This is a genomic window from Stanieria cyanosphaera PCC 7437 (genome assembly GCF_000317575.1).
In the GTDB taxonomy this organism is placed as follows: domain Bacteria; phylum Cyanobacteriota; class Cyanobacteriia; order Cyanobacteriales; family Xenococcaceae; genus Stanieria; species Stanieria cyanosphaera.
In genome coordinates this window covers 3,548,886-3,563,290 of sequence record NC_019748.1, presented here as the reverse complement: position 1 = coordinate 3,563,290, position 14,405 = coordinate 3,548,886, and the positions used below count along the sequence as shown (strand labels likewise).

Below are 14,405 nucleotides of genomic sequence, written 5' to 3'. Positions count from 1 at the left end.
TTGCTAACCATCAACCATTAACAATCGACGATTAACAGTGATCGATAGAAACGTCTTTACAATTATTAGTTTAAATCAACTGTTTACTATTAATTGTTAATTAACTTCACTGGTATTGGCTGCGGGTGAATTATTCTCATGCCCATGAGAAACTAATACCCAACTAGCCAAACTAAGAGACATAGCAGCAGTTAAAATAGCTGCGATCATACAATTACGCATCATTCGCATTTGCTTGTCGATATCACGAAAAGAAGCTCTCATCGGATTAATTACTGCCATTAATTCAGTGCGATATTTAATTTCAAATTCTTCTAACGAAGGGCGCATTTCATCTCTTTGCACCGCCCATTCTTGTAAAGCAGCCCTTTGACGAGCCCAATCTTCTAAAGCATTCGCTAATTGAGTATCTAATTCCCTTCTCAAATTAACTATTTGTTGATTCATTTGAGAACTTAAATTGCGATTAGATTCATTCATTTGAGTTTGTAGCTCTAGAGCTTCACTACGCAATGATTCCCAAGTATTGCCATTAATAATTTCTAACTGAATTAAACGTTGATCGCAATTATCTATTTTATCTATCAATAAGTTTTCTAATTCATTCAAACGTTGTTGAATTTTATGCTCATAATTATTAGTTTGATTAAGTGTTTCTAGAAAAAATTGCCCTTCTTCTAGTTGTTTTTGGAATTTATGACGATAAGTTTCTATTAACTCTTCTAGTTGGGTTTTAAGGACGATAACACTATCATCGCTCTTCGGTAAAGACGGAGTTTGATTATGATAAACCGCCCGAATTTTATGAGCTAATTCTTCAGCAGTAGTATTTTTGAGTAAATAACCTTTAGCACCAGCTTTTAAAGATTTTCCTAAATAATTATCATCATCATGCGCACTTAAGAAAATAACTTTAACTTGAGGAAAACGCTCACAAATAATTTTGGTAGCACTTAAGCCATTCATGCCTGGCATATCGATGTCCATCAAAACGATATCGGGTTGAAGTACTTCGACTTGATCAAGAGCTTGTTCCCCATTATGAGCTACTCCAACCACCTGAAAATCTTGTTCTACCTCTAGCCAGGTTTTTAGCACTTCACAGAGAAGAGCTTGGTCATCTACTAATAAAATACTAATCATTTAATATACCCGATCAAAATTTAGATAAATAGTATATTTAGGCTTGCAATAGATCTTAAACGATCGCTTTATAGTTTTATAGTTGAAGGTTAATTCTTCAATTATATGTAAAGATATTAATAATTTTGACTGGAAAATAGAGTTTTAATAATTGGGATTGACTAGATAGATAGTAAATCTAAGTTGTTTTTTTTAGTTTTAGGAGTGTTTTCATGACTCTTGAGTCTAGTATGGCTGAAGTTTCAATTAAAGGCAATCTTGAACAATTTTTAATTGTTTTATCTGTCTCTTTAAGTGTTGCAACAGTTTCAAAAATTTTTAGTTGGTTTAGAAGAATTCCTTACACTCTTCTTTTAGTAATTGTTGGTTTGGGCTTGGCTTTTGTCGATATTCGTTTAGTAAATCTTTCACCAGAATTAATTTTAGAAATATTTTTACCTCCTTTATTATTTGAAGCAGCTTGGAATATTCGCTGGCAGAGTTTAAAAGAAAATTTAGTACCAGTGATCATGTTTGCTGTGTTAGGAGTTGTTATTTCTGTGATTGGAGTTGCTTTTGCTTTGAGTCAATTGACAACTTTATCACTCTCAACTGCTTTATTAATAGGAGCTAGTTTATCAGCTACCGATCCTGTTTCTGTGGTAGCTTTGTTTCGAGAATTAGGTGCGAGCAAACGCCTGACAATTTTAATGGAAGGAGAAAGTTTATTTAATGATGGTGTTGCAGTAGTTGCCTTTTTATTATTAGTAGGAATTCCGTTAGGTTTGGAAGAATTTTCTTTACCAACAACTATTACTCGTTTTACTACTTTTGTGGGTCTTGGGTTAGGAATTGGTTGTATTATTGGTTTTGGAATTTCTTATTTAACTCAAAGATTTGATTTACCTTTAGTTGAACAATCTCTAACTTTGGTTTCTGCTTATGGTACTTATTTAATTACCGAAGAATTAGGAGGTTCAGGAGTAATTGGGGTGGTTACAGTAGGAATTATTTTAGGTAATTTTGGTTCTCGAATTGGCATGAATCCCCGTACTCGATTATTAGTTTCTGAATTCTGGGAATTTTTAGCTTTTTTTGTGAATTCAATTGTCTTTTTGTTGATTGGCGATCAAATTAATTTTACTAGTTTAATTAATAATTTAGATTTGATTAGTGTCGCGATCGCGTTTGTTTTAATTACTAGAGCAATTGTCATTTATGGTTTGGGTAGTATTAGTAATTTATTTAGTTCAATCAAACTTAATTGGCGGGAACAAACTGTACTTTGGTGGGGTGGTTTAAGAGGTTCGGTTTCGATTGCTGTGGCTTTAAGTGTTCCTGCTTTATTATCAGGTAGACAAGAAATAATTGATACCGTATTTGGAGTAGTTTTGTTTACTTTATTAGTTCAAGGTTTAACTACTCAGTGGTTATTAGCAAAATTAAATTTAATTGGTGACCAACCTTTAAGACAAGAATATTTAGAATTATTGGCTCGTCGCATTGCTTTAAAAAGAGTAATTAATTTTTTAGCAACTACAGATCTTGTTCCAGAAATTGAACCAGAATTTTATCGTTATCAACAAGGATTAGTGAAAGGAGAATTACAAAGTATTGAACAAAAAATTGCCAAAATGCATAAAGAACATTCCAACTTGCGCTCGCTAGCAATGGAACAGTTCAAAGAACAATTATTAGACATTGAAGCCAATACTTATGCCGAATTAATTCGAGTAGGGCAATTAAATCATAATCTTTCTCCTGTCTTACAAGAAATTATCGCTCAAGCAGCAGATTGATTTAGTTATTAGTAGGTACAATTCATGACTTGTACCTACATCAGTTATCAAAACTTTAGGGTTTTAATTAATCGGAAAATGAACCAAAACCATTGATAAATCGGGATGAGCAGATGCGATCGCACTGGGGACTGCACCTACAGCTTTTCTTTTCAGTATCGGATTGGAATCAGTACTGACTCTTAAAAGTAATAAATCATCTTTGCTTAATTGCTCGGAAACGGTTTTAATAAAATTACCTCGCAACTGTTTTAAAGTAATGTCTGAATCTATGTTCAACCCTTGAGGTTCTAAAACTGCATGTTGTTGCTTACCAAATACTAAAATAACTTCTAAATTAGCTTTGAGTTCTGTAGCTAAAAATCGAGCCATTTGAATCATTTGAGGAAATTCGGCAGCCATCGCTTGCTGCTTAGTGGTAGCGAGTAAAACCCTGGTAGTATAAGCAATTGGTTGAGTAAAACGAGTAATCAACATGGGTACAGGCGATCGCTGTGCGACATGATCGAGGATACTACCAAAAAAGTTTTCTTGATAGGTAGAATAACCTTTCCAACCACAGATAATTAAACTGGCGTTTTTCTCAATGGCAGTCCGAACAATACCTTTTTCAATCCCATCATCTACTCTACCAATAGTTTCTACTTTAGTATTAGCAGCATGGGCTAAGTCTTCGGCAGTATTTAACAAGCGAGTTTGTTCAGTAATTGAGTTTTGAGAAATCGGTTCAAGTTGATCGAACAAAACATGAAGCGGTAATAAAGTACCCCCCGAAGCTTTAGCTAAAATCAAAGCTAAATTGAGGAGGTTGTTTTCAGTATTGGGGTTAGCAACGGGTACTAATACTCTATGAGTTAAAGAAGAAGTTTTACTAGGTTGATGAGATTGTTTTTTAATCGGTGGTTGAACTTTTCTGCCCCATTGTTCAATCAACCAAGGCGACGCAATACAAGTCACTAAGATCATGGCAATAATACCATTAACAGTTAATTGATCTACCAAGTTGATTGAGTAGGCAACCGTAATGGCAGCGAGAGTAGAAGCAGCTTGTGCCACTGATAAACCAAACATCACCATCGTATCGGGAAAACGAAACCCCAAAAATCTGGCTGTTCCCCAAGCAGCAATAAATTTACTAACAACTTCTGCACCAATCATCACCCCTGCAACTAAAATTGATTTTGGTTCTCTAATCAAAATTAAAGGGTCAATTAGCATCCCTACCGAAATTAAAAAGAAGGGAACAAACAAAGTATTACCAATAAATTGAATTCGATTCATCAAAGGACTTAATTGAGGAATCAAAGGAGTAAGAGCAATTCCTGCTAAAAAAGCGCCAATAATCGGCTCAATTTCAATCAAACTTGCTAAATAAGAAGCAACAAAGAGAGTTGCCAACACAAAAATAAATTCTGCCTCTTCATTGTGTCCGAAACGAAGAAAAAACCAACGTCCAAGTTTGGGGATTCCCCACAAAGTAGCAAAAGTATAGATTGCCAAAGCAGGAATGATAAATAACCAAAAACTGAGGGTTAAATTACCTCCGTGTGCCTTAACTACTACAGCTAAAACAAGTAAAGCTAATACGTTAGTAATTAAAGTACCCCCCAACGTGGCGGTTACTACAGGAGTTTTCATAATCCCCTGTTTACTGAGAATTGGTAAAGCGAGTAAGGTATGAGAAGCAAAACAAGAAGCTACTAAAATCGCTGCTAACCAACCGTATCCTAGGGGACGCATCGCCAAAGTACCGATGATCATTGGCAGAATAAAGGTTGCTAATCCAAAAATTAGGGCTTTATCACCGTTATCTTTAAGATCGTCAAGACTAGTTTCCAATCCTGCCATAAACATGAGAAACAGTAAGCCAACTGTTCCCAATAAAATAATATTGCTGTCTCTTTCTAATAAACCTAATCCATTAGGACCAACTATTACTCCTGCTAGAATTAAACCGACAATTCCTGGTAAGCGGAGTCGTTCAAATAATAAAGGTGCTAGCAGCATAATTGTCAAAATAACTAAAAATACTGCCACCGGATCGGTAATAGGTGCAGGAAATAAAGCAAATGTGTCTAAGCAGCGAGGAATAAATTGAAAATATTGCATTGACGATAATTTTAAGACTGTTATGCTGATCTAAGCTTATCTAAATAGTTAAAGAAGTCACTTTCCGAAAATTTTAAACAAAAAAAAACCTATACCTGGAACAGTATAGGCAAAAAATTAAATTTAGAGAAGGAGCATTAAGTTATTTCAAAGTAAAAATTGAGAATTTAGATAATAGTTTGACTTGATTAAATCTAATCGACGTTTTCTTTGTATATCTTATTAAATCGGGAATTTCATTCTTTGTATATTAGTAAAAATAGTTATTCAATTTTAAATAAATCAATAATTTTATAGTTGCTAAATATTTTTAGACTCCGCAGTAATAAATAGTCTTCACTACAACTAAATTTTATTTACAATAGACAATATTTTTATATTTTTGAGAGATTAAACTCAGTAATTACCAGGAATTTAGCTAAATAACCAAAAAATAAGCTTTACCAAAAAATTAATAATCTGATCTTCAAGTCTTCTATCCAGTTTTTCCACCTGATAAAAATGTTGATGAGGTGATAGATTAGTTAAAAGAACACGCAGCATAAAAATTTGCCTGCAAACTGACGGTATAAAATTTGTCGGTTGAGTCAGAACTTTACCTGTAAAGCGATCGCTTCTGCCCAAGATTAACATTTGCAATGCTTAATTCTAAAGAAAATAAGACTAAACACAGTTGTAAAATAATCTTTCTGGGTTTTACTTTTCCTCTTAAACAGCAACTATGCATTCTTATTCTTTAATTGCTCCTGCTAAAATTAATCTTTATCTAGAAATACTTGGCGATCGCTATGATGGATTTCATGAGTTAGTGATGATTTTGCAAAGCATCGAACTAGCAGACAAAATTCACATCAAACCAAGCGATGCCGAAGATATTCGTCTTCACTGTAATCATCCTCAAGTACCTAAAGACAAGTCTAATTTGGCTTATCGGGCTGCTAAACTAATTTGCGATACTTTTCCCGACGTTTATGCCAACTATGGTGGGATTGATCTTACTATTGAAAAAAATATTCCTGTAGCAGCAGGTTTGGCAGGAGGTTCTACCAATGCAGCAGCCGTTTTAGTAGGACTCAATTTGATGTGGCAACTCGGTTTAACTCACCCAGAATTACAAGATTTGGCAGCCCAATTAGGTTCAGATATCCCTTTTTGTCTATCTGGAGGAACTGCGATCGCAACTGGTCGAGGAGAAAAACTAGACCCAATTAGAAATCTCAATAATTTATGGGTTGTTCTCGCTAAATATAACAATCTCAGCGTTTCTACTGCTTGGGCTTATCAAACCTATCGCCAACAATATAGTCAATCTTATCTTAGCGATCCAGAAGATATTAAATTACGAAGGGCAGAAGTTCATTCTAGTCCCTTAGTGAAAGCAATTATTGAGCAAAATGGAGTAAAAATTGGTAAACTACTGTACAACGACTTAGAAAAAATAGTTTTAACCCACCATTCTCAAGTAGCTCAAGTAAAAATAGCTTTTGCTGAATTAGATGTTTTAGGAACAATGATGTCTGGTTCTGGTCCTACGGTTTTTGCCCTTTGTGAATCCGAACAAAAAGCTCAACAAGTCAAACAACAAGTAGAAGCAAGTATAAGCGATCCTGAATTAAGTTTGTGGGTTACTAAGCTTTCTAGTGGCGGAATTCAACTAGCTGATGACCATTGAGGCTCAAAACAAAATTGACTATGATGAAGAATCATTTCTCCATAATTAGGAATCCAAGCTACCCATTCGGAATCGGAATGCTGACACAAGAGTAAAGCTTCATCGTCACACCAAGAATTGGGTAAATCTAATAATCGCACCCAAGTATTGAGAGGATAAAGCTGACGATTCTCATAATGGCTTTGCTTTAGAGGAACAAAACACCATTGAGGTTGAAAATCTTTTGGTTGAACAACAAGTTTTGCCATAGCTGAAATGATGAATAAAGAAACAAAATTTGGTCTATCACACCTTGCATCTCGTTATTGAGCAAAATTAGTCAATTAAAGACTCTGTAGTCGATCAATCAAATTCATCAAAACCAACAAAATCTTCTAAGAACTTGAGTATAAGCTCTTTCAATCTGGAAAGTAGTTTTATTAATGCCAACCAGATTAGCTAGACACAATTTCACTCTCAACTAACCTGAATCACAACTACAAAGATTAATTTGTAATTAGTGGTTAGTGAAATGCTTATGCTTAAGCTAATAATTAAATATTTTCTGTAACTAATACTACAAAAAAAAGCTTTTTTAAAGCAAGTTAACGTTTGATAACTTTACAAAGCAATATATGAGCTTCGATTTTGTCCTTGATCGCATGATAAAACACACTGTAACGATGTCTTAGCCTGTAAATTAGCAGTAGAGCGCAAAATAGAGATGGTCACGCGGTACACCAGTCAAAATTACCAGCTTGCTTTGAGAGCTTGATCTAGTTTTTTTGATGAAAACTCTTTTTTTACTCTCTCTATTAGGGTAGATTGAAGGTTAAGTGAGTAAGAAATGAGTAAATGAGTGCTAAAGCAAGCTGAGGTTAGGTGTGAAAATCCCCGTGTATTCTACTGTACAAAACAATGGAGAATAGGGGGGTCGAACCCCTGACCTCTGCGGTGCGATCGCAGCACTCTACCAACTGAGCTAATTCCCCAATTAAAAAGTATTTTAACATCCTCCTTTGTATTCCTTGTTAGCTTTAGAGAGATAAACAAACTTGATTAATTCGATCTAGTTCGAGATCAGATAAATAATCTACTGTCCAGTTAGCTTTACGCTGCAACATATGAAAAGGATGGGTGTTGGCAATTCCTACTACTTGGATACCAGCTTTTTTGGCAGCTTCAATTCCAGCATAGGTATCTTCGATCGCTAAACATTCGGATGGTTGTAAATTGAGGTTATGATTGTTTTGATTAATTAATTGAACTGCTAGTAGATAGCCATCTGGTTCGGGTTTGCTTTGATTGATGTCATCTCCAGCTACTATGACAGAAAAATAGGATTCTATCTTGGCACGTTGTAGAACTAATTGTACTTCTGCTTTTAATGCTCCTGTAACTAAACCAATTATTAATCCTCTTTGTTGAATTTGAGCTAGAAATTCTGTTATTTCAGGATAAATAGGTAAGGTTTCTAATTGTGTTAATTTTTCTTGGTAAGCTAGGCTTTTATTGGCTACTAATTTATCAATATATTCATCTGTTACAAATCTACCGCGATGAACGAGAATATTTTTGAGACAAATGCGATCGCTTCTTCCCAAACAAATTTCTCGATATTCTGATTCTTCTGGACGTAGATTTTCACCGAGGAGAATATGATTAATTAGTTCTTGATGAATCGCTTCGTCATTAATAATTACGCCGTTGAAGTCAAATAAAATTGCTTTTAAAGTCATTTGTAATTAATAATTATGGTTAATTGCTATTGGTTAATATTTTGTCTAACTTAGTTAACAATTAACCATGAATCGATCCAACTTACCAAGCAGGTGATGGCATTTGTCCATTATCTATTGATTGTAATTGAATTGGATGATTGCTAGGGATTGGTTTTTGTCCCCAACTAACTTGATTTGTCAACCAAACTTCTTCGGTACGGATGTTGACAAAACCTGCTGCACCCAACCAAGCATCAACACTGCTAGCAGCATAAGCTTGAATATATGGTTCTTCAAAAATATTAGTTAACCATTCAGTATGACGAAGAGTTTTTTGATTGCCATCGAGAATAATTACTTGTCCCCCTGGTACTAAGAGACGAAAACATTCTTGCAAAATTGCTTGGGAAATCGCAGGAGGAGTTTCGTGAAACAATAAAGAGGCGGTAACTAAATCAAATTGCTGGTTGGCGAAAGGGGTTGCTTCTGCTTTGCCATGTTGCCATTGGATGTTTAATCCTGCTTGCTTGGCTTTATAGTCTGCCATCACTAGCATATAAGGAGATAAATCTAAGCCAATCACTTCAGCATCAGGAAAAGCTTGTTTTAGCATAATTGTAGTTGAACCCGTACCACAGCCAAGATCCAAAATCCTGCGTGGTTGTCCAGCAATGACTTGAATCAACTCTTGTCTAACCCAAGTTTCATTAGGAGGTAAAACATACTGAGTAACTGGGTCGTAAGTTACTGCTGCACCAGAAGTCAGATATCCATTTTTAATGCCATGGAAATTTTGCGAACTATAATACTGGGGATAAACTAAATCAGAATTAGTTAAGCGATCGCAACTCGTTTGCCAGTCAATCCTGTCAGCTAACTGCTGTAAAGATTCTCGCTCAATCAAAAGGTTAAAAATCGGTTGTAAAAATTTTTGCCAAAGAGTATCCTGACGAACTGCCATATTGTTTGATTAGATTAAGATTTAGTTGTCTTTAATTTTTTACCTTATCCTAAGATCAGCGAACGGGGGGATCATAAATTATGCTGAAGGAGTTCAGTTTAATTGAAGGAGGGGCAATTAATCCCGATCATTGGCAAAGCGATCGCGCGAAAACCGAAATTGCCTCACTTTTGGGAGTAAAGATTGAAGAAATTGAAGCGATTAATTACTGGGTGCAGCAGATTTGGGTCAAATTGGTGGGTAAAGGAAGTAAATTTGTCAGCTATCGTTGTTTATCTTTTTGGTTTGAAGATGCTTTATTGTTGATTGAATCTTGTCAAGATGTGGTTTTCTTTGAACAGTTGGGCGCAATGTTGCGTTATGAATTAAAATATCACGCCAAATACTATTCTGGCGATCGCTTAACGCAGTTACAGAAAGCTTGGCAGCAAAAATCACCTCAATTTCAAACCGAAGCCTCACGTTTATTGTTGAAATTAGCTAGGCAAAAGGAGGCGTTAAAATGGCAAGAAAACTGTCTCAAGTTGCTTGCTCAATGTCAGGATTGGCATAGTTTAGACGAATGTTATTGGCAAATTAGGGATAATGGTCTAGATTTTCGAGACTTAACCGAAGTAATTCAAACTATTAATGATTTTTATCATCAAAAATCCGATGAATTAAATCAATCAGGGGATTTTTGGACTCATTTATAAATAAAACTTATTGATTAGCTGGTTTAATTACAACTACACCATAAGCATTAGGTGAGAGGTATTCTTGTGCTGCTAACTGTAGATCTGCAACGTCTATGGCTTGAATATGTTGAGGATAATTTAAGGCTGGTTGTAGATCCTGTAGTTGAGAATAATAATAACCATAAAGATCAGCGCGATCGCTTGGTCGTTCATTAGCAAAGACAAATCGATTAGCTACTTGAGTACGGATGCGAGCTAAATCCTTGGTAGCAATAGGTTCAGTGTGTAATTGATTAAGATGTTGCGCGATCGCTTCTTCAACTACTTCCAGGTTTTCTGTTGGTAATTGAGCAGAAATATAAAATACACCTTGATGAGTTTGAGTCATATTACTAACACTGATTTGAGTCACTAAACCTCTTTCTTCTCTCAAATCTCGATACAATCTTGAAACTTTTCCTTGTCCCAAAATTACTGCCAAAATATCTAAAGCGTAAGTCTTTTCTAACTCAACCATTCCAGGTACACGCCACATCATAACTAATCTCGCTTGTTGCAGCGTTTCATCAATATATTCTTGACGAACTATCTCATTAAAAGGAGATTCTGGAGTCAAATGCGGATTTACTTGATTATTTAATAAATGATCCGAGGCTTGAAACTGTCGTTCAAATCCTTCTGTCACAATCTCAATTAACTGCTCAGTAGGTAAATTACCTACCACCGCTGCTGTCATCGAACTAGGTTGATACCAAGTACTATGGAAATCTCGCATTTGTTGAGGAAGTAAATTCTCAATTACTTCAGCAGGTCCCAAAACACGACGACGATAAGGTAAATTATTAAAACAATTTTCCATTGCCCGATAGAAAGTACGGCGACGGGGATTATCCTCAGAACGACGAATTTCTTCTAAAACGACTAATCTTTCTCTCTCAAAAGCATCATCAGGAATACTGGGATTAAGTACCACATCTAGTTGTAATGGAGCTAACTCGGCAAAATCTTTTGGTGCAGTAGTAATGTAATAGTGTGTATAATCCTGACTCGTAGCAGCATTAGTAACTGCTCCTTTTTCTTCAATTAAATATTCAAATTCTCCCATTGCTAGGTTAGGCGTACCTTTAAACACCATGTGTTCCAAAAAATGCGCCATGCCATTAATCTCGTCAGTTTCTCTGACAGAACCTACATTAAGCCAAACATTAAGATTAACGGCTTCTACTGGCATTTGTTCGGCAATAATAGTTAAGCCATTGGTAAGTTGATGAATAGTAGGTTGATTAATTGTTGATGTTTTCAGCAGAGTTGATGTCATTTTTTGATTAGATTTTGATTATTTTAATATTACTGTTCTCTATCTTAATGTTTCTAGTAGATAATTAGTAACTAATTATTTAAATAAAATAAAGCTTGAAGATTATTGATTAAGTGAGTAAAACTATAATTTATATCAATTAAAAATGAGTGTAAAAAAACAGTTGTTCATTAATATAATATCAAAAATCATTTTTTCTAAAATAATTTAATTTTGCTAATAACAACTCAGTTAAACTAATATATTTATAGCGTTTCTCATATTGTATGGTAAACCACTATTCAGTGACCAGTTATCAGTTTTTAATTAACTATTAACAATGAACCATTAACAATCCACTATCAATAAAAACTAGTATCGAACAGATGTACTTTATAGAACTAAGAACTACTATAATTTTTTTTACTAACAACAAAAATTTGTATGAAATTTGTTAACCCCTAGTTATAAAAAATAAATATTCGTGTCTATGCTTCAACCTTTTAAGCAGACTTGAGCTTATTTGAGCATCTCCAAAAAGATCAAATATTTTTTGGATTTAAACACTTTTAATTCTTTCTATTTTCAGGAAAAAATCGCTTCAAAATCTTATTTTATAGCCAAGGACGAGATATTTCCTCCAGTTGCTGTACTTCTTCATCTTCAAGACTCCAACCTAACGCGCCTGCATTTTCTAGAGCTTGTTTAGCATTTTTAGCTCCAGGGATAGGTATGACATTTTTTTGAGCTATCAACCAATTGAGAGCAATTTGTGCGGAAGTTTTTTGATATTTTGCGCCCAGACTTTGTAATAGATTTAATACAGGCACGATTTTCTCTAAACCTTGAGAACTAAAACGAGGATCAAGACGACGCGCACCCTCCAAGCTCACTGCTTTTTTTGGTGTATATTTACCAGTTAGTAATCCTTGTGCTAAAGGACTATAAGCTAAAACTGTAACTCCCAACTCACGCGCGGTAGACAAAATAGCTTGAGTTTCAATTTTCCGAGACAGTAAGGAATACTGTACTTGATTAACTGCTAAAGGGATACCTCGTTTAGCTAAGATTTCATGAGCTTCTCGCATTTGAGTTGCAGAATAATTACTCACACCAATTGTTTGAATCCGACCTTTTTCTACTTCGTTAGCTAATGTATTAAGCAAAGTTGTTTGACTAAGCAAGAAACTAAAAGGCCAATGAACTTGATACAGAGTAATTTGTGATAATTGTAAACGCCTTAAACTCTCGATAAGTGCTTCAGATACAGCTTCGCCATTGAAACGCCAAGGGAAGGGAGCATATTTAGTTGCAATCTGAATAGGTTGTTCGGTTTGTTTGATAAATTTGCCGAGTAAAGATTCTGACTTCCCCAAACCATATACTTCTGCTGTATCAAAGAAAGTAATCCCTGCTTGCACGGCTGTATTAAAAGCCTCTTCTACTTCTTCTACTCCATAATCTTTGCCATAATTCCAAAATAATTTATCTCCCCAAGCCCAAGTCCCAATTCCTAAACCAGTAACTTCAATACCAGTTTTTCCCAAAGTAGTTGTCATCAATACCAGATTTTAATATTTGTCTAAAGTCTGCTCTTTTTAGTGTAAGCATGATTGATTAACTTTCTCAATCTGAAATTGGGTTGGCACTGGAAGCAAAAATTTTTGCGTTACAAAGTGCAAAAATAAAAATTTACAATTATTTACCTCAAATAGGCCCTTTGAGTTGGATTTAAAGTGTTGTATTGGCTCCGTCAATCTCAAGAATATATTAAGAAAATATTAAATTACTTTACAGATCGTTACATTTGTTTTAAAGTAAACACATACATAAAAAACCAACGCAATCATAAACAACATGACTACTACACTACAACAAAGCCAAGCCCAAGGTACTTGGGAACGCTTTTGTCAGTGGATCACCAGCACCAACAACCGTATCTACATCGGTTGGTTCGGTGTCCTGATGATCCCAACCCTTTTAACCGCAACTACTTGTTTCATCATTGCTTTCATCGCTGCGCCTCCAGTAGACATCGATGGCATCCGTGAACCAGTAGCAGGTTCATTACTATACGGAAACAACATCATCTCTGGTGCAGTAGTACCTTCCTCGAACGCAATTGGTCTTCACTTCTACCCCATCTGGGAAGCAGCTTCCTTAGATGAGTGGTTATACAACGGTGGCCCTTACCAGTTAGTAGTATTCCACTTCTTAATTGGAGTATTTACTTACCTAGGTCGTCAGTGGGAACTATCCTACCGCTTAGGAATGCGTCCTTGGATTTGTGTAGCATACAGCGCACCAGTATCTGCTGCCACAGCAGTATTCTTAATCTATCCATTAGGACAAGGTTCTTTCTCTGATGGAATGCCTTTAGGAATCAGTGGCACATTCAACTTCATGTTCGTGTTCCAAGCAGAACACAACATCTTAATGCACCCCTTCCATATGTTAGGTGTAGCAGGTGTATTCGGTGGTTCTTTATTCTCCGCCATGCACGGAAGCTTAGTAACCTCTTCTTTGGTTCGTGAGACAACAGAAACTGAATCTCAAAACTACGGTTACAAATTCGGTCAAGAAGAAGAAACATACAACATCGTAGCTGCTCACGGTTACTTTGGAAGATTAATTTTCCAATATGCTTCTTTCAACAACAGCCGTTCCTTGCACTTCTTCTTAGGTGCATGGCCTGTAATCGGAATCTGGTTTACTGCAATGGGTATTTCCACCATGGCATTCAACCTCAATGGATTCAACTTCAACCAATCCATCATGGATTCTCAAGGACACGTAGTCAATACTTGGGCAGACATTCTCAACCGTGCTAACCTCGGTTTTGAAGTAATGCACGAACGTAATGCGCACAACTTCCCCTTAGACTTAGCTAGTGGTGATATCGCTCCTGTAGCGTTAACTGCTCCTGCTATCAATGGCTAAGACCGACGTTAATCTTTAATTAAAAACGCTCTCCAGAAATGGGGGGCGTTTTTTTTTGTTTGACTAATCAAAACTCTTCATAGTAAAAGCATCAATCTTTAGATATACCTGTTGATAAGGAAAGTTAA

General features: G+C 35.6%; 11 protein-coding genes and 1 tRNA gene. 4 read left to right on the top strand and 8 right to left on the bottom strand.

The genetic code is table 11. The features are described 5' to 3' along the window. Window positions 1-96: 96 nt before the first annotated feature. The gene (locus STA7437_RS24985) at window positions 97-1,143 is read right to left on the bottom strand and encodes a response regulator (RefSeq protein ID WP_015194315.1); all 1,047 of its coding nucleotides are present in this window, start codon (window positions 1,141-1,143) and stop codon (window positions 97-99) included. A 212-nt stretch (window positions 1,144-1,355) separates the two neighbouring features. Between STA7437_RS24985 and STA7437_RS15405 the strand changes: the two genes are divergently transcribed. Then, window positions 1,356-2,921 carry a cation:proton antiporter gene (locus STA7437_RS15405; protein WP_015194314.1) on the top strand — a complete coding sequence of 522 codons (1,566 nt, stop codon included), beginning with the start codon at window positions 1,356-1,358 and terminating at the stop codon, window positions 2,919-2,921. A gap of 63 nt (window positions 2,922-2,984) precedes the next feature. Here the strand turns inward: STA7437_RS15405 and STA7437_RS15400 are convergent, their stop codons facing one another. Further along, window positions 2,985-5,030: a cation:proton antiporter gene (locus STA7437_RS15400; RefSeq protein ID WP_015194313.1), complete on the bottom strand. Its 2,046-nt coding sequence runs from the start codon at window positions 5,028-5,030 to the stop codon at window positions 2,985-2,987. Window positions 5,031-5,751: 721 nt separating this feature from the next. Here STA7437_RS15400 and ispE point away from each other — a divergent pair. After that, entirely contained in the window at window positions 5,752-6,702 is a 951-nt protein-coding gene (gene ispE / locus STA7437_RS15395; RefSeq protein ID WP_015194312.1) for a 4-(cytidine 5'-diphospho)-2-C-methyl-D-erythritol kinase, read from the top strand. Here the strand turns inward: ispE and STA7437_RS15390 are convergent. The 4 genes from STA7437_RS15390 to STA7437_RS15375 form a co-directional block, all read right to left on the bottom strand. After that, complete coding sequence (locus STA7437_RS15390; RefSeq protein WP_015194311.1) at window positions 6,681-6,950, bottom strand: hypothetical protein; 270 nt, start codon at window positions 6,948-6,950, stop codon at window positions 6,681-6,683. The genes ispE and STA7437_RS15390 overlap by 22 nt on opposite strands. Before the next feature lie 650 nt (window positions 6,951-7,600). Next, window positions 7,601-7,673: transfer RNA gene (locus STA7437_RS15385), tRNA-Ala, on the bottom strand. A 45-nt stretch (window positions 7,674-7,718) separates the two neighbouring features. After that, on the bottom strand, window positions 7,719-8,420 hold the full coding sequence (locus STA7437_RS15380) for an HAD family hydrolase (protein ID WP_015194310.1): 702 nt from the start codon (window positions 8,418-8,420) through the stop codon (window positions 7,719-7,721). Between the two features lie 82 nt (window positions 8,421-8,502). Beyond that, the gene (locus STA7437_RS15375; protein WP_015194309.1) at window positions 8,503-9,363 is read right to left on the bottom strand and encodes a class I SAM-dependent methyltransferase; all 861 of its coding nucleotides are present in this window, start codon (window positions 9,361-9,363) and stop codon (window positions 8,503-8,505) included. Between the two features lie 80 nt (window positions 9,364-9,443). On the opposite strand from STA7437_RS15375, the gene STA7437_RS24980 reads away from it, so the two are divergent. After that, complete coding sequence (locus tag STA7437_RS24980) at window positions 9,444-10,058, top strand: hypothetical protein (protein WP_015194308.1); 615 nt, start codon at window positions 9,444-9,446, stop codon at window positions 10,056-10,058. Window positions 10,059-10,065: 7 nt separating this feature from the next. Here the strand turns inward: STA7437_RS24980 and STA7437_RS15365 are convergent, their stop codons facing one another. Together STA7437_RS15365 and STA7437_RS15360 are read right to left on the bottom strand one after the other, a co-directional pair. Beyond that, window positions 10,066-11,358 carry a M16 family metallopeptidase gene (locus STA7437_RS15365; RefSeq protein WP_015194307.1) on the bottom strand — a complete coding sequence of 431 codons (1,293 nt, stop codon included), beginning with the start codon at window positions 11,356-11,358 and terminating at the stop codon, window positions 10,066-10,068. 593 nt (window positions 11,359-11,951) lie between these two features. Continuing rightward, a complete protein-coding gene (locus STA7437_RS15360) occupies window positions 11,952-12,896 on the bottom strand; it encodes an aldo/keto reductase (RefSeq protein ID WP_015194306.1) in 945 nt (314 codons plus the stop codon). 298 nt (window positions 12,897-13,194) lie between these two features. Between STA7437_RS15360 and psbA the strand changes: the two genes are divergently transcribed. Then, a complete protein-coding gene (gene psbA, locus STA7437_RS15355; protein ID WP_015194305.1) occupies window positions 13,195-14,277 on the top strand; it encodes a photosystem II q(b) protein in 1,083 nt (360 codons plus the stop codon). The last annotated feature ends 128 nt before the right edge of the window (window positions 14,278-14,405 follow it).